The sequence below is a fragment of the Treponema bryantii NK4A124 genome (genome assembly GCF_000421345.1).
In the GTDB taxonomy this organism is placed as follows: domain Bacteria; phylum Spirochaetota; class Spirochaetia; order Treponematales; family Treponemataceae; genus Treponema_D; species Treponema_D bryantii_B.
In genome coordinates this window covers 251,602-267,214 of record NZ_ATWV01000001.1, presented here as the reverse complement: position 1 = coordinate 267,214, position 15,613 = coordinate 251,602, and the positions used below count along the sequence as shown (strand labels likewise).

General features: G+C 39.4%; 15 protein-coding genes. 11 read left to right on the top strand and 4 right to left on the bottom strand.

What is annotated here, in order from left to right:
• Positions 1 to 28 precede the first annotated feature (28 nt).
• Complete coding sequence (locus G626_RS0101145; RefSeq protein WP_022930960.1) at positions 29 to 1,237, bottom strand: hypothetical protein; 1,209 nt, start codon at positions 1,235 to 1,237, stop codon at positions 29 to 31.
• A gap of 139 nt (positions 1,238 to 1,376) precedes the next feature.
• Between G626_RS0101145 and G626_RS0101140 the strand changes: the two genes are divergently transcribed.
• The 4 genes from G626_RS0101140 to G626_RS0101125 are packed head-to-tail and all read left to right on the top strand — an operon-like array spanning position 1,377 to position 6,247.
• Entirely contained in the window at positions 1,377 to 3,842 is a 2,466-nt protein-coding gene (locus G626_RS0101140; RefSeq protein ID WP_022930959.1) for a chemotaxis protein CheA, read from the top strand.
• 15 nt (positions 3,843 to 3,857) lie between these two features.
• Entirely contained in the window at positions 3,858 to 5,282 is a 1,425-nt protein-coding gene (locus G626_RS0101135; RefSeq protein ID WP_022930958.1) for a CheR family methyltransferase, read from the top strand.
• A gap of 26 nt (positions 5,283 to 5,308) precedes the next feature.
• Positions 5,309 to 5,791, top strand: coding sequence for a chemotaxis protein CheX (locus G626_RS0101130; protein ID WP_022930957.1), 483 nt, complete (start codon positions 5,309 to 5,311; stop codon positions 5,789 to 5,791).
• A gap of 21 nt (positions 5,792 to 5,812) precedes the next feature.
• Entirely contained in the window at positions 5,813 to 6,247 is a 435-nt protein-coding gene (locus G626_RS0101125) for a response regulator (RefSeq protein ID WP_022930956.1), read from the top strand.
• 50 nt (positions 6,248 to 6,297) lie between these two features.
• On the opposite strand, the gene G626_RS0101120 is transcribed toward G626_RS0101125, so the two are convergent.
• On the bottom strand, positions 6,298 to 7,044 hold the full coding sequence (locus tag G626_RS0101120) for a hypothetical protein (RefSeq protein WP_156003125.1): 747 nt from the start codon (positions 7,042 to 7,044) through the stop codon (positions 6,298 to 6,300).
• 8 nt (positions 7,045 to 7,052) lie between these two features.
• Positions 7,053 to 7,703 (bottom strand): response regulator transcription factor, encoded by a 651-nt coding sequence (locus G626_RS0101115; RefSeq protein ID WP_022930954.1) that lies wholly within the window; start codon positions 7,701 to 7,703, stop codon positions 7,053 to 7,055.
• A gap of 45 nt (positions 7,704 to 7,748) precedes the next feature.
• On the opposite strand from G626_RS0101115, the gene G626_RS0101110 reads away from it, so the two are divergent.
• The 7 genes from G626_RS0101110 to G626_RS0101080 all read left to right on the top strand — a co-directional run bounded on the left by G626_RS0101110 (position 7,749) and on the right by G626_RS0101080 (position 14,404).
• The gene (locus tag G626_RS0101110) at positions 7,749 to 9,836 is read left to right on the top strand and encodes a substrate-binding domain-containing protein (RefSeq protein ID WP_022930953.1); all 2,088 of its coding nucleotides are present in this window, start codon (positions 7,749 to 7,751) and stop codon (positions 9,834 to 9,836) included.
• Positions 9,833 to 10,435, top strand: coding sequence for a chromate transporter (locus G626_RS0101105; RefSeq protein ID WP_022930952.1), 603 nt, complete (start codon positions 9,833 to 9,835; stop codon positions 10,433 to 10,435). Before G626_RS0101110 ends, G626_RS0101105 begins: the two co-directional genes overlap by 4 nt.
• A complete protein-coding gene (locus G626_RS0101100; RefSeq protein WP_022930951.1) occupies positions 10,435 to 11,007 on the top strand; it encodes a chromate transporter in 573 nt (190 codons plus the stop codon). Before G626_RS0101105 ends, G626_RS0101100 begins: the two co-directional genes overlap by 1 nt.
• A gap of 140 nt (positions 11,008 to 11,147) precedes the next feature.
• Positions 11,148 to 11,849, top strand: coding sequence for a purine-nucleoside phosphorylase (gene deoD / locus G626_RS0101095; RefSeq protein ID WP_022930950.1), 702 nt, complete (start codon positions 11,148 to 11,150; stop codon positions 11,847 to 11,849).
• Positions 11,850 to 11,921: 72 nt separating this feature from the next.
• Positions 11,922 to 12,836, top strand: a complete 915-nt coding sequence (locus G626_RS0101090) for a glycosyltransferase family protein (RefSeq protein ID WP_022930949.1) — start codon at positions 11,922 to 11,924, stop codon at positions 12,834 to 12,836.
• 75 nt (positions 12,837 to 12,911) lie between these two features.
• A complete protein-coding gene (locus G626_RS0101085) occupies positions 12,912 to 13,724 on the top strand; it encodes a type I phosphomannose isomerase catalytic subunit (RefSeq protein WP_027726904.1) in 813 nt (270 codons plus the stop codon).
• 38 nt (positions 13,725 to 13,762) lie between these two features.
• Entirely contained in the window at positions 13,763 to 14,404 is a 642-nt protein-coding gene (locus tag G626_RS0101080) for a hypothetical protein (protein WP_022930947.1), read from the top strand.
• A gap of 134 nt (positions 14,405 to 14,538) precedes the next feature.
• Here the strand turns inward: G626_RS0101080 and G626_RS0101075 are convergent, their stop codons facing one another.
• Entirely contained in the window at positions 14,539 to 15,537 is a 999-nt protein-coding gene (locus tag G626_RS0101075; RefSeq protein WP_027726903.1) for a class II fructose-bisphosphate aldolase, read from the bottom strand.
• Between the last annotated feature and the right edge of the window lie 76 nt (positions 15,538 to 15,613).

The following is a 15,613-nucleotide window of genomic DNA, read 5'->3' as shown; positions in this document are numbered from 1 at the left end:
CCCTTAGATTAAAGTTTGAAATATTTTATCAGAATTTTGTACGATAGCCAAGGTCAAGAGAGAAGGCGTGACCCGGACGTTCGCGGACAAAATCCATAAGACGAATGGAAGCCTGAAGGTGAATTTGACCGGAAAGAAACTGAGATTCCAGATATGGAGTAACAGTGATATTTAAGTCATCACTTGTTACGTCTGCAATTTCTTTCAAATCCTGAAAGTTTTTGCCAATTAATGAAATGTTAAGATGTGAACCGTATGTAATTGAATTTGAAGATGCAAGAGAAGCTTCAGAATAAAAATTAAAATTTATGCCCAGTGTATCATCAACTAAAAGAAGTTTTGCTACTGTCTGTTCAGGAAGTGAGTATATACTTAAATTTAAGTGAGTATTTTTAATCTTAAATCTAGGTTCAAGAAGTATGTAAACATCTTCCGGAGCTACAATAGAACTTTCTTTTGCCCTGAAGCTGGCATTGTAAATACCTGCCTGAATAAAGAGGGAGTTTGTAAAACTGTTTCCAAAAAGAATTGTAGTTCCTGCATGCCAGTAAGCTTTTTCAACGGCAATAATTACATCTTCACCCTTGTATTTATCTGCAAGAGGGATTCCAAGACCACAGGCAAAGTCGCAGGTAAAATAACTCAAAACACTAGCAAAACGGATATCTGTATTAATTACATAATAATCTTTATCCTCGTGATTTACATAAACATAGCCGCCAAAGGCAATAGGCTGGCTGTATAATTTTACTACATCCGAAATTCCAATACCAAAATGAGGGTAGAGAATGGAACCTGCAAGTCCCAGGTAACTTTCTGTAAGTTTTGAATCAATAGGCTTTATATTAAAATATCTCTGAAGAAAGATGTCTGAACCGATAGGGTCATAAGTTCCCATAAAAGCACTGAGATAATTTGCACTGTTATAAAGGTTAGCCCTGCAGATAAGAGATATTTCATCAATCTGGAATAATGATTCTGTTTCGTGGAAAATAGACTGAGATAAAAAATCACCTGTATCTATAGAAAATTCCAGATGGCTCCATACGTTCTGAGAAAAATTAAACTGACCGGCGAAGAAAGCCTGAAGTTTTAAATCAGGGTCAAAATCTTCTTCTTCCGGATTTGCAGCATAATTGAGCTTGCCGCCCGCATAGCCTGAGAAGGAGGTTGCGGCAAAAAGTCCTGTTGAGATAAAAATAACTGCCGCCAGTAAAATCAAGTGTTTTTTATTCATAATATAATACTCCTGTTTCTTTATCGGCAGAAAAAGGCTTTTTCATTAGAAAAAACGCAAATTTGCACAAAAAAGAAATTTCTCAATAAAAATACGTTTTCGCTTGAAATATGCCATTTTCGAGGTATAATAGTTCTATATGAGTGATTATCTTGACCCTAATAACGAAGAACTGTTGAAAGACTTCTTCGCAGAAGCAGAACAGCAGGTAGAACAGCTGGAGAGTAATATTCTCGTTATTGAAAATGATCCTTCAAATCACGAAGCGATTGATGAGATATTCCGTGCAGCGCATACACTTAAAGGTGGTTCTGCAACAGTAGAAATGATGGAGCTTTCTCACTTTACACATATAGTAGAAGATGTGCTTGATGAGATTCGTTCCGACAGACTCAAAGTAGATGAAGATGTTGTAGATCTCCTTCTTACTTCTATAGATGTAATTAAGGCAATGCTTGAAGCCCGCCAGAATGGAAGTGTTTACGAAGAAAATATTGATTCTATTGTAGAAAAACTTCATGGTTATATTCCACAGAATGGCGGAAAGGCTCCTGCAAAAGCTGCGAAAGCTAAGCCTGCTGCGGCTCCAAAGGCTGCTCCGGCACCAGCACCTGCTGCAGAGCCGGAAGCTGCACCTGCGCAGACTATGGTGCTTCCAGATATTACAGAAGACGAGTTTACAGAACTTAAACAGACTTGTGAAGGAAAACAGAAGCTCTGGTGTATCGCAGTTAAATTTGATGAAAATAATCCTATGAATACAGTAGGTGGCATTCAGGTATTTGCTGCCCTCAAGAATGTTGGAAATGTGCTTAAGACAGTTCCAGACTTCGATGCTCTTTATGAAGACCAGTTCTATGAGAATGTATTCTATTATCTTGCAACAGAAGCAGATGGTCCCGAAATTGAAGATTGTGCTTATCTCAGTGATGTAACACTTATAACAGATGCTCATCTTCTTGAAGATTATACAACAGGTACTGCCGCTGATCCTTCAGTAGCTAAAAGTGCTGCCGCTAAGCCGGCTGCTCCAAATCCTGCTCCTGCTGCTTCTGCTCCAATCACACCTTCTGATGATGTACCGGCTGGAAATATGACTTCTGAACAGTCTGCACTTCTTGGAGATATTCTTAACGACAATGTTCTTAAGCCGGAACCAAAGAAAGAAGAAAAGAAGGCAGAGCCTAAGAAAGAAAATGCAGCTCATGCTCAGCAGGGCTCAATTCTTCGTGTAGATTCACGCCGTATCGACAACCTCTTGAATCTTGTATCAGAGGCTGTTATCAATAAAGCTTCATTCAACCAGCTTGCAATGCAGAATGCAGCAGAACTTTCCCGCTTCCAGTCAATTGAAGCAGAATACAAAGAAAGACTCCATAGTCTCTTTGATAAGCTTCCTGATTACATGGAGCAGATTAAAGATGGTGTTTCATCTGTAGATATCCGTAAAAATATTCTTAAAGAATATGGTTCCCTCAGCAATATTTTTGATGAGTATGAATCAGAAGCAAAGGGTATTTCAGGTAAGTTCCGCTCATATACACAGAACCTTGGTACAATTGCAAGTGACCTTCAGGAAGGCGTAATGAAGATTCGAATGGTTCCTATCAACCAGATTTTCAGCCGCTTCCCTCGTGTTGTACGCGATTTACAGCGAGATCTTAATAAGAAAATTGACCTTGTAATTGAAGGTGAGGATACAGAACTTGATAAGTCAGTAGTAGAAGATCTTCTCGATCCAATCATGCACTGTGTCCGCAACTCTGTAGACCATGGAATTGAAACTCCAGAGGTTCGTGCAGCAGCAGGAAAACCTGAAACAGGTACAGTTCTTCTTAAAGCTTCAAACGAAGGTAACCAGATTGTTATTGAAATCAAAGATGATGGTGCCGGAATTGATGTAGAAAAGGTTCGCAAGAAGGCTGTAGAACGTGGTCTTATTCATCCGGATAAGGCTGTTTCAGAACAGGATGCTTACAATCTTATCATGCAGCCTGGTTTCTCTACAGCAGACAAGATTTCAAATATTTCAGGACGAGGAGTTGGTCTTGATGTTGTTAAGACAATGATTAACAACCTTAAGGGAACAATTTCCATCAACTCTGCAAAGGGTAAGGGAACTTCCTTCATTATCAAACTTCCTCTTACACTTGCTATTATTCAGGGCTTGCTCGTACGTGTTGGAAAAGAAGTTTACTCAATTCCAATTGCAAACGTAATTGAAAGTCAGTGTATTAATATTACAGAAATTAACCATATCGATAATTACGAGATTCTGAACGTTCGTAATGAAGTTATCAGTATTCTCAGACTTTCACGCCTCTTCGGTATTCCGGAGTCAGTAAAATCTGATGAATGTTACATTGTAATTGTTGGTACCCAGGAAAAGAAGATTGGTGTTATGGTAGATGCTTTAATCGGCGAAGAGGACGTTGTAATTAAGCCTCTGAAAGACCAGTTCACCAACTCTCCTGGAATTGCCGGAGCATCTATTCTTGGTGATGGTTCGGTTTCATTGATTATAGACGTTGGTCAGCTTCTTGATCTTGGCGTAAAGCAGGAACTTCTTGCTCAGGCTCAGGAAGATGCACAATATGCTCAATAATAGAGGTGTTTTTGTATGAATGCAGAAAATGAGACATTAGTTGCAACCCAGCTTGCCCAGCAGCTTGAAGAAAAAAAAGAAAATGCCGCTCTTGTTGATTTTAAGATGGTAACTTTCTCACTTGCAGATAAGGATTATTCAATCGATATCATGCATGTAAAAGAAATTGCCAAAGCCGGACGTTTTACTTTTGTTCCAAATACACTTCCATTTGTTCTTGGTGTATATAACCTTCGTGGTGAAATCATTCCAATTCTTGATTTAAGAATTTTCTTCAATATCGAAGTTCCTCCACGTGATGAAAATAAGCTTGAAAATATGCTTATTCTTCAGGTAGAAGATCAGAAGTTTGGTGTTGTAGTAGATAAGATTGACAAGGTAATTGGAGTTCAGAAGAGTTCTATTCAGCCTCCACATCCTTTATTTGGAGATATTAATATAAAATATATTGATGGTGTAGTAGAAAGTAATAACAGACTTTATGTATTACTCGATATAACACGAATCTTCTCATCAAAGGATTCAGCAGAAGCTCCTGTTCCAGGAGTTCCTTATGAAAAACCTCAGAAAATTGTAAAACAGCCACAGAAGCAGGCTCCTGTACCAAAGGCTCAGGCCGCTGCTGTTTTAGAGGGTGGAATGGTTAAATCTCCTTCAGATATTGCCAGAGGTATATCCGGCAATAAAAGCTCTGAAGATGACTCTTCATCCGTTGATATTAAGTTTATAAGCGAAAGCCTTCTTACCTACAAGAATTTCACTGTATCGTCAGTGAATTCAACTTGGGTAAAGCACAGATATTTGGAATGGTCTAAGGAAACTTCAAAAACACAGCTTCAGAATTCAGAAGATGCTGATTCATTCCTTAAAACATTCTGGTCACCATTTTCTAATACCTGGTGGTCAAAAGAATATGCTGATGCTATTTCCAAGATTCTTCCTGATAATACTGCTAAGCAGATTGTTGTTTGGAATCCGGGCTGTGGAAAAGGTACGGAAACATATTCTCTGGCATGTGTACTTAAGAAACGTTATCCAGATGCAAAAATAAGAATTTACGCACAGGATATCGATCTTCTTAATGTTTCTAATGCGGGGCTTATGTCAGTTCCAGCAAATCTGGCTTCAGACTGGTATTCTCCTTATTTGACAAAAAAAGCAAACGGGGAGTATACTTTTAATCAGGATATTAAAGACAGTATTATGTTTGAGTATCATGACTGCAAGAATACTAATGCACTGCCTTCGGTAGACATTATTTTTGCACGAGATATTCTTTCGTTGCTGGATGAAAAGGCTCAGGATACTGTAGTTGCAGACTTTATTGAAAAAATGAAGGGTAATGCAATTGCTATCATCGGAGAAAACGAAGATATGCCTGATTCCTTTAACTTTGGTGAGAATGCTTTTGGTACGCTTGTGGCGTATACAAAGGATTAATTAAGCAAATAAAATAGGAGATTAAGATGCGAGTAGAGTATATTAACCCGTTTGTTGAAACTTCATTCCGTGTACTTCAGGAAGTACTCGGTGGCGCAGAGGTAAAACGCGGTGATTTGTATTTGAAATCAACTGCTATGCCTGTTATGGGTGTTGCTGCATTGGTTGGTCTTGCTGGAGATGTAGAAGGTCGTGTTCTTTTTGATATGACAATGGAAACTGCATTGAATATTGCGTCTGCAATGAACGGTGAGACTCTGCCGGAATTTGATGATTTGGCTAAAGCAACTATCAGTGAGCTTGCTAACCTTATTACTGCTCAGGCTGTAACCAAACTCCATGAACTTGGATTCAGATTTGATCTTACACCACCGGCTCTCTTTGTTGGACAGAAGATGGAGATTGCAGCACTTGGTGGAACTACAGATAGTGTAGAGGCGCTTATTGTTCCTCTTATTTCTGATTGTGGTAAGATTGAAGTAAACGTTTCTATCAGGGAACGTGCATAAATATTCTAAAGGAGTAAGAAAATGAAAACTGCAAATGATTTTCCAACAATTAATGAGCGTCCACCAGAGGGTAGAAAAGACGACGGAACTTCCTTCAGAGTATTAGTTGTTGACGACTCAATGTTCGTTGCAAAACAGCTCGGACAGATTCTTTCAAGCGAAGGATATGAGATTGTTGCAACTGCCGCTGATGGAAAAGAAGGCGTAGATAAATATAAGGAACTCTGCCCGAATGTAGACCTTGTTACTATGGATATTACAATGCCTAAGATGGATGGTATTACAGCTCTTGAACAGATTATGGCTTTTGATAAGAATGCAAAGGTTGTAATGGTTTCTGCTCTTGGAAAAGAGGAGCTTGTAAAGAAGTCTCTTATGACAGGTGCAAAGAGTTACATTATCAAACCTCTTGACCGCAAAAAGGTTCTTGAACGCATTGCTAAGGTTCTTCAGTAGGCCTTCCTGTTTTTTACGAGGCGACGGTTATTAATACCGTCGCTTTTTTTTTAGTATTTATATCTTATAAAACGAAATGTTCCATTATCCTGATGAATTAAAAAGCTGCATTCTTTATCTGCACGGATAAGACTTTTTAGTTTTGATAATAAAACCTTAAGTGATTTTTCAGAAATCTTCTTTCCATCCAGATGATATAATTCTATAAGTCCGGATAATTTTAAAGGCGTATCTTTATGCTTCTGCAATAATGAAAGCAGATAAAAAAGGTTATTTGGAAGATTATTTCTTTCCCGGAAGGTGCTTATACAATCATCAGATCTGTCTTTTAAATACTGTAAAGTATATTTATCCTTTATCATTGAATATGGAACAGGTTTTGGTGGTTGTAAAACAGAAATGTAAGGGGACAGTTCTTTTGATGTAATCAGTTCTTCAAGATTCTGGAAAACAGGCTCATACATGCTGAAATCTTTTTTTTCGTAACTGGCCTGAGTTAATTCAAGAATTGTCAGCCAGTGGGCTGTTCGCGTACTTCTGGTAAGACAAGGGTCATTATAAAAAATAACCGGGAATCTTTTGTTTATCTTTTTCAGATAGGCATAAACATTAAAAAGCTCGTGATTATAAGTGAGGTAATCAAGAACGAGGAGATCCGGACCTTTATCCATACTTCGTATTAATGAAGATAAATCGTCCAGTTTTTCAAAGACAATGCAATGATTTGTTTTACCAGTAAGATGATCTGAAATTATTTGACTTATTTCCCTTTGGGGAGAATAAATAAAAATTTTCATACAAAAAACTATATTGCTTTATTGGTCCATTCAATAGCCATTTGCCTTAGTTCTGCAGATGATGCACAATGCAATTTACCTTTTATATTCTCTTTGTGAGTGTCTATGGTCTTAATGCTGAGGTTCAGCCTTTTTGCAATTTCAACAGTGCCAAGACCTTTGCCAACAAGGGTAAAAATCTGGAGCTGACGATCTGAAAGAGTGCTTATCAAATCTGAAAGTTCTCCAGAATCCGGGCTTCCCTGAGAAAGTTCTTTGATTCTGTTTTTTTCATTTTCGCTAAGATAAATTTCGCCGCTGGTAACGGTTTTTATTGCATTGATAACCTGAGATTCGGCCTCTTCCTTCATAATGTAGCCTTTTGCTCCGGCTTTAATTGCTCTTTCGGCATAAAAACGCTCATCATGCATGGAGAGTACAAGAATCTTTGTCTGTGGATGAATTACTATGATGTCTTTAATAAGCTCCAGTCCATCTTCCTGTCCAAGGTTTAAATCTACAATGGCAAGATCTGGTGTGGTGTTGTCGAGGAGAGTTAAGGCTTCGTTTCTGTCTTTTGCCAAACCAATAACTTTGTAATCTTTTTGTGTCTCGATTAACTGTGAAAGTCCGCGGCTAAAAAGAGGATGATCATCAATAATAATAACATTGCAACTCATACTTATATAATATCATATTTTGCAAAATAAATGTATAATAATTGTATGAGAATTGGTGTAGTTTTAAATATTCTTGATGAAGAATATCAAATCTCGGTTTACAAAGGAATTGTCCAGGAAGCCCAGAAGAGGGGCATAGAGTTAATTTGTTTTCAGCAGGAAAATGCCCACATTACGGAAGATGAGCCTATTTCCCGTTTTCCTCACAAAGAGTATTTCGATCTGGACGGTATTATTCTTATTACCTCTGTTATTACAGGAAATGCAGAATTTGTTTCAAGGGCTGATGTAGAACGTGTCTGGGGTAAACTGCCGGTTGTATCTGTAGGTCAGAAAATAGAAGGCATTCCCTCAGTTCTTATTGAGACCGAAGATTCAATGAAGCAGCTTGTTGAACACCTGATTCTTACCCATAACTACAGACAATTTCTTTTTATCAGTGGTGCAGAAGATCATCCGGATGCAGAGGTTCGAGAGCAGATATTTATTAAAACTATGGAAGCCTACAGGCCCTGGTTTGCAGATTTGAAATATGTATTAAAGCGAGGTTACTTTACTGAAGTTGCAGCCATTCGTGCTATGAATGAATATATGGAGGAATACAAAAAGTCTCCGGATGTTGTTGTTTGTGCTAACGATAACATGGCAATTGGTGTTTATAAATATTTTAAGATACACAGTAAGAATCCGGAAATTAAAGAATGTGCGGTAACTGGTTTTGATGATATTCCTCAGGCACGATTTGAGATCCCATCTCTTACAACTGTTCATCAGCCCTTAAATGAAATTGGTGTCAAGTCGCTTGAACTTATAGAAGAAGTGATTGAAGGTAAAAATGTTGCAGATGAAAACTTTATTGAATCCCGGGTTGTATATAGAAAATCCTGCGGCTGTAAAGGTGGTAAGGATGATTTTGCTTCAGATGAAGAACAGTTCCGTGCAATGCAGGCAAATTATGTTCAGTCGGAAACTCTGCTTAGAATGGTAAGCCATATTGGTCAGGACTTGAATTACGGACAAACCTTCGGAGCTTTAAATTATGTAGTCAGACAGAATCTGAATCAGCTTGGTTTGAACAATTTTTGTATTCTGAGATTTTCGGGGGATAAGACAAAAAGCGGACATCCGAAAAACTTTCCTGTGGATCCTTTGTTCGTACGACGTAGTGGTAACGAATGTTATGAATTTGACCGGGAGATGCGAATGCCTCTAGGTCAGTTTTACCGCCGCTTTTATGAAATTGATCCTGATTCTAAGCCCTCTATGATTCTTAAAAATCTTTATGCGGGTAATGAATTAATAGGTTGTATTTTTTACGAGGCCGATGAAAATGTTCTTCCTTATTTAAGTTCTATTGCAATCAATATTGCACATGGCTTAAACCGTATTACAATTGCAGAAGAACGTCGTAAGCATTCTGAATTCCTTGAACGTGAAGTTAATGAACGTACAAAAGAGCTTGTAGAAGCAAATAACCGCCGTATGGAGGTTGAGGCAGAGGTTTTAAAAATCAGTGAACTGGAGCGACAGCGCTTTAGTAATGATTTACATGATGATATCTGCCAGCGCCTTGCGGGAATCTCAATGCTGTGCAGAAGCTATTCAAATCAGGCAGAGCCTGTTGGAAAGGCTCAGATGCTTGAACTTGCCCAGCTGATTGGAGAAACTCTGCAGACGACCCGTCAGTATGCCCATAACTCTTATCCGGTAGAACTTGAAAGCCTTGGTATGAATCACAGTTTAAGTAATCTTTGTAATTCCTTTGCGGCGCAATCCGGAATCAACTGTAATTATGAGTGGGGAGTTCCTAAGGGAGTTCATTTTGATAAAACCCAGAAACTAAATATTTTCCGAATTATTCAGGAAGCCCTGCATAATATTATGAAGCATTCAAAGGCAAAGAATGTAGAAGTAAGCGTAAAGGATGAAGGTAAAAAAACAGTAATCAGGGTTATTGATGATGGAGTTGGTTTTGTGAATAATTCTGAAGACACCGGGAAGGGGCTGGGCTTAAATTCTATGCAGTACAGAGCTAATCAGATTGGAGCGGCTTTTGTAATTAAACAGAATAAGCCGACGGGGACTTGTGTGCAGCTTTCTATAAGTAATAAGTTATTAGAGGTTAGAAAATGAAAAACAAAATAAAGGAGTTTATTAAGCTTTATCTTGCTTTTGTAAAAATAGGCGCCTTTACCTTTGGCGGAGGTCTTGCCATGATGCCCATTATGCAGCGGGAACTTATTGAGAAGCGCGGCTGGGTTACAGAAGAAGAACTGATTGATTATTTTGCCATAGGGCAGAGCACTCCAGGAATTATCGCAGTAAATGTAGCGACTTTTGTAGGTTATAAAAGACTTGGCTGGTTTGGTGGTATTATAGGTACTCTTGGTGTTGTAACTCCATCCTGGGTAATTATAATGCTGCTGGCTGGTGCAATTTCTTCGGTAGATAAGTATCCGCTGGCACAGAAGGCCCTTAGGGGAATTAATGTTGCGGTTGCAGCCTTGCTTACCAGCGTAATTGTTAAATTTTCTAAAAAAACAATTAAAAATGTCTGGAATGCTTTCTTTATGCTGCTTTCCTTTGTTCTGATTTATTTTTTCAAGGTACAGTCTGTGTGGATTATTATTGCAGCTCTTGTAACAGGAAGTCTCCTTACACTGTATAGACAGAAAAGGCTTGCTGCCAGAGAGGTCTCTGATGAAGCCTCTGCTTCGAAGGAGGAAGAATAATGTCACTTTTACAGCTTGCTTTTACCTTCTTCTATATAGGTTTATTTACAATAGGCGGTGGTCAGGTAGCTATTACTCTTATGCAGCAGTCTATTGTTTCTGCAGGCCTTATTTCTCAGGAGCAGTTTTACAATATGATAGCAATATCAGAAAGTACGCCCGGGCCTATCGGAATCAATATGGCAACCTATATTGGTTATGAGCTTTATGGCGTTCCTGGAGCCCTTATTGTTACTGGCGCCCAGGTTCTTCCTTCAATCATAATAATTCTGATTATTGCCCGCTTTTTGAAAAGCTTTAACGATAATCCTTTTGTAAAAGGTTCTCTGGCTTTCCTGCGACCGGTAACCACAGGCCTCATTCTGGTTCCTGTTATTCAGGTAATAATGTTCACCCTGATTAATCCCCCGGAATCTTTTTCTGCCCTGACAACTCTGGAAGGCTGGAAGTCACTTTTCAACCCGATTCCAATCGCCGGCTACGCAGTTTTCACCTTTATGCTTTTTAAGTTAAAAGCCCATCCAATTCTTGTAATAATCTGCGGCGCAATATTTGGAATCATGTTTTTATAACTGAAAAATAAAATAGAACACTTGACCCACCTGAAGAAAAAAAGGTAGCGAACAACATCACCCTCGTTGGGCGCTGCCTTTTTTTCTTCAGGTGGGGTATATATATTTGCTTTATTTTATTTTTCAATTATAATAAAAATATGAGTACACATATTAACGCTCCCCAAGGAGCAATTGCAGATAAAATCCTGCTTCCTGGTGACCCCTTAAGGGCTAAATTTATTGCTGAGAATTTTCTTGAAAATCCGGTATGCTATAATGAAGTACGTGGTATGTTAGGTTTTACTGGAACCTACAAGGGCGTAAAGGTTTCTGTTCAGGGAACCGGTATGGGCCAGCCGTCACTTTCAATCTATGTACATGAGCTTTTTGACTGCTATGGAGTTCAGAAGGCAATTCGTGTAGGAACATGTGGCGCGGTTAGTGAAGATGTAGAGTTACGCGATGTTATTCTTGCAAACGGAGCCTGCACTGATTCTTCACTTCAGAATCAGAGATTTGGAATGCTTCATTATGCTCCAGTACCTGATTTTGGTTTGTTGTACACAGCATATAATAAAGCAAAAGAAATGGGCCTTAAAACTGTAGTCGGCCAGTGTGTTTCAAGCGATCGTTTTTATGATGACAACGAAAACTGGAAGCTCTGGAAAAAATATGGAGCAAAAGGTATTGAAATGGAATCTGCCGAGCTTTATACTCTTGCAGCAGAGTTTAACAGAAAGGCTCTGACAATACTTACAGTAAGTGACCATATTCTTAAGGGAACTGCTACAACAGCAGAAGAGCGTCAGACAACCTTTAAAGATATGATGAAGCTTGCTCTTGAAACTATTATTGCATAGATTGTCGGGTCAAGCCCTGCGATGTTTGCGAAGCAAACTCGTGCAACAATGACATGAAACAGAGGTAATTAAATGAAACCAACATTATTAGTTCTCGCAGCCGGTATGGGCAGCCGTTATGGTGGAGTAAAACAGATAGATGGAGTAGGCCTTCATGACGAATGTTTACTTGATTTTGCAACTTATGATGCAATGAAAAGCGGCTTTGGAAAGGTTGTTTTTATCATCCGTAAAGATATTGAAGAGGCTTTTCGCGAGCGCCTTTTTGACCGCATTGCACGCAACTTTGATGCAGAATATGTATTCCAGCAGCACGAAAGTCTTTTAACAGACCAGCAGCTTAAGGACAGCGAAGGCCGCCAAAAGCCTTGGGGAACAACTCATGCTGTTTTGTGTGCAGAAAAAGCAATTAATGCACCATTTGCTGTAATCAATTCTGATGATTATTATGGCCGTCAGGCTTTTGAAGTACTGGGAAAATATCTTTCTTCAATTGATAATGACTGTACAGAGCATGCAATGGTAGGCTATATCCTTGGAAATACAATGAGCCGTTCTGGTTCTGTAAGCCGTGGAGTCTGCACAGTTGCTGATGAAAAGCTTGTAAACATCGTTGAAAATCTTAAGATTTACTACGGTGAAAATGATCAGGTAATCAGCGAAATGGCGGACGGAGAGAAAAAAATCTTTACTGGAAAAGAATGGGTAAGTATGAACCTCTTTGGTTTCAGTCCTAAAGCTTTTGAAGAGTTCCATGTTTACTGGGATAACTTTATTGCAAATAATTCTAAGTCTCCTAAGGCAGAAGCTCTTCTTCCTGTTGCAGCCAGTGATATTATTGCACACGGTAAGGGACTTATTAAGTTCTTCAATTCTTCTGAAACCTGGTTTGGTATGACATATCCGGAAGACCGCCAGCTTGTAAAAGACGAAATCGCTAAAAAAATCCGTGATGGTTATTATCCGGAAAAATTGTGGGAGAACTAGATGTCCGGGTCAAGCCCGAACATGACAAAGCTGTCATTGTCCGGCTTGACCGGACAATCTCTACTGGACAAAAAAATGTTAAAATTAAATCCTATTAAATCAGACAAAATCTGGGGCTATGAGCTCTGGATTGCTTCGACTCATCCAAACGGCTGCCAGAAGGAATTTATGGACTTCTGCGGTGGCGAATATCCGCTTCTTGTTAAAGTAATTCAGGCTGATGATACTCTTTCCATTCAGGTACATCCGGATGATGACTGGGCTGTGAAACTTGAAGGTCCTGGTAACCGGGGAAAAACTGAGTGCTGGTATGTGCTTGATGCCGCTCCTGACGCAAAGCTTGTATATGGAATAAAGGAAGGCTATTCAAACGAAGTCCTGGCAAAGGCAATTACAGAAAACAATCTTGAGCAGTACCTTGATTTTGTAAATGTAAAGCCTGGTGACTTTGTTTATATTCCGGCTGGTACAGTGCATGCTATTGGTGGCGGACTTCGTCTTATGGAGGTTCAGCAGTCCTGCGATCTTACCTACCGTCTTTATGACTGGGGGCGTGGACGTGAAGTTCACATTGAAAAAGGGCTTGCAGTAATTAAACGAGAAGAAATGCAGCCTGTCGCACCTTTCCCAGGCATATTCGAATGTAAGTATTTTTCTATAGAGCGTATTGATGTAAAAGGCGGCTGGAGCATGTACTGCTCTGGTGATGATAAGGGCGCGGCAGATGTTCAGCTTTTGTATATTCTTAGTGAAGACAAGGCTGTAATCCGCGGGGCCGGAGAACAGATTGGCAAAAAGATTCTTGCAGAAGAAATTTATGCCGTAAAACCTGGCGAAAAAATAACTGTGGAGGGCAGGGCGAGCATACTGCGCATTCGTGCAAAGTAAAGGTTGATTAAAAGTGCTCTAAACTGTATTTTTTTACTATGTATCTTTTTATGTTTTTGCTGCTTCCTTTGATTCTTACAGCCTGGTGCTTTTATAAAAAAGATCCGCATTTAATCCCCGTAATCATTACAGGCGCCGTAGCGGCTGTCCTTGTCTGCGGTTTTAAAGCCTTCTTTTTGTATTCGCACAGAATCATTCCTTATTCTTTCGAGAGCAACGTAATGTTCCTGCTGGTGCGCCAGACACTGCTTCCTGTAGTACTTGTATACGGAATCTTTTTTGCCTGGTCAAAGGATAAAATCTCTTACAAAGTTGAAGCCTTCTTTCCGCTTTTGATTTCTTTTTACATGCTATATCTGCCATATACAATTATTTCTACTTCAGAAGGACTGTATACAACATTTCCTCTTATAGTAAAACCTGTGCTCTTTGTAGTTATGATATTTTCATTAGCTCTAAGTGCAAAGCATATAGAAAAAACTATTAAAAACAAAAAATATGTTTTTTCTGCAGTCTGGATAATTATAGGACTTGTAAGTGTTGTAGTTCCGTCTTTATTGGAAGGTATGTATATTCTGGATATGAATTATTTTCTGCTTCTTGTACTAAGCGGAGTTTACAGTGCGGCCTTGCCGGTGCTTTTTATTCTGAGCCGCTTTGGTGTGTTGACGGTAAAATAGATTGCTTCGGCTTTCAGCCTTGTAATGACTATTATTAGGGCATAAAAAAAAGACTTCGTTACTTGAAACGAAGTCTTTTTTTTATGGTGGTTTCGATACGATGCTTCGCATCACTCAACCACCGTTATAAAGAACTAGTCTAAAGCGTGACCAGCAGATCCAAAGACATTTCTATTCTTGTCTGCATACATCTTTACGAGTTCTGCACGAGCGTCTGTGAGGTACTGACGTGGGTCGAAGTCCTCTGGATGCTCAACAAGGTGCTTACGGATAGCAGCTGTCATAGCAAGACGTCCGTCTGAGTCTACGTTGATCTTACATACAGCAGACTTAGCAGCCTTGCGGAGCTGTTCTTCTGGGATGCCTACAGAGTTAGGAATCTTTCCGCCGTATTTTTCGATTTCTTTAACGTAAATCTGTGGAACTGAAGAAGATCCGTGAAGTACGATTGGGAAACCTGGGAGCTGCTTTTCGATAGCTTCGAGAACATCGAATGCCAGTGGAGGTGGAACGAGAGTTCCATCTTCGCGGCGTGTGCACTGCTCTGGAGTGAACTTACAGCGTCCGTGTGAAGTTCCGATAGAAATTGCAAGTGAGTCACAACCAGTCTTTGATGTAAAGTCGATTACTTCTTCTGGTTTTGTGTACTTAGATTCTTCAGCAGAAACATCCTCTTCTACACCACCGAGAACTCCGAGCTCTGCTTCTACAGTTACGTCGAACTGGTGAGCATACTCTACAACCTTCTTTGTGAGTGCTACGTTCTCATCGTAAGGAAGTGAAGAACCGTCGATCATTACAGATGAGAATCCGTTGTCGATACAATCCTTAGCTACTTCGAAGTTTGGACCGTGGTCAAGGTGAAGAGCGATAGGAATATCACATCCGAGTTCGTGAGCATATTCAACAGCACCACGAGCCATATTGCGGAGGATATTTGCGTTAGCGTAAGCGCGTGCTCCCTTTGAAACCTGGAGAACAACAGGAGATTTTGTCTCAACACAAGCCATGATGATAGCCTGCATCTGTTCCATATTATTGAAGTTATATGCTGGAATAGCATATCCGCCTTTCATAGCCTTTGCAAACATATCACGTGTGTTTACGAGGCCGAGATCTTTGTAACTAATAATGTTAGCCATAATTAACATCCTTTTTCAGACAAACAATGCCTGAGATTTCTTTGATGTAAATAATAGAATAAAATTA

What these genes read in the sequence shown, in the direction of transcription:
- G626_RS0101145 (WP_022930960.1), bottom strand. Translation starts at nt 1,237, where the DNA reads ATGAATAAAAAACACTTGATTTTACTGGCGGCAGTTATTTTTATCTCA.
- G626_RS0101140 (WP_022930959.1), top strand. Translation starts at nt 1,377, where the DNA reads ATGAGTGATTATCTTGACCCTAATAACGAAGAACTGTTGAAAGACTTC.
- G626_RS0101135 (WP_022930958.1), top strand. Translation starts at nt 3,858, where the DNA reads ATGAATGCAGAAAATGAGACATTAGTTGCAACCCAGCTTGCCCAGCAG.
- G626_RS0101130 (WP_022930957.1), top strand. Translation starts at nt 5,309, where the DNA reads ATGCGAGTAGAGTATATTAACCCGTTTGTTGAAACTTCATTCCGTGTA.
- G626_RS0101125 (WP_022930956.1), top strand. Translation starts at nt 5,813, where the DNA reads ATGAAAACTGCAAATGATTTTCCAACAATTAATGAGCGTCCACCAGAG.
- G626_RS0101120 (WP_156003125.1), bottom strand. Translation starts at nt 7,044, where the DNA reads ATGAAAATTTTTATTTATTCTCCCCAAAGGGAAATAAGTCAAATAATT.
- G626_RS0101115 (WP_022930954.1), bottom strand. Translation starts at nt 7,703, where the DNA reads ATGAGTTGCAATGTTATTATTATTGATGATCATCCTCTTTTTAGCCGC.
- G626_RS0101110 (WP_022930953.1), top strand. Translation starts at nt 7,749, where the DNA reads ATGAGAATTGGTGTAGTTTTAAATATTCTTGATGAAGAATATCAAATC.
- G626_RS0101105 (WP_022930952.1), top strand. Translation starts at nt 9,833, where the DNA reads ATGAAAAACAAAATAAAGGAGTTTATTAAGCTTTATCTTGCTTTTGTA.
- G626_RS0101100 (WP_022930951.1), top strand. Translation starts at nt 10,435, where the DNA reads ATGTCACTTTTACAGCTTGCTTTTACCTTCTTCTATATAGGTTTATTT.
- deoD (WP_022930950.1), top strand. Translation starts at nt 11,148, where the DNA reads ATGAGTACACATATTAACGCTCCCCAAGGAGCAATTGCAGATAAAATC.
- G626_RS0101090 (WP_022930949.1), top strand. Translation starts at nt 11,922, where the DNA reads ATGAAACCAACATTATTAGTTCTCGCAGCCGGTATGGGCAGCCGTTAT.
- G626_RS0101085 (WP_027726904.1), top strand. Translation starts at nt 12,912, where the DNA reads ATGTTAAAATTAAATCCTATTAAATCAGACAAAATCTGGGGCTATGAG.
- G626_RS0101080 (WP_022930947.1), top strand. Translation starts at nt 13,763, where the DNA reads ATGTATCTTTTTATGTTTTTGCTGCTTCCTTTGATTCTTACAGCCTGG.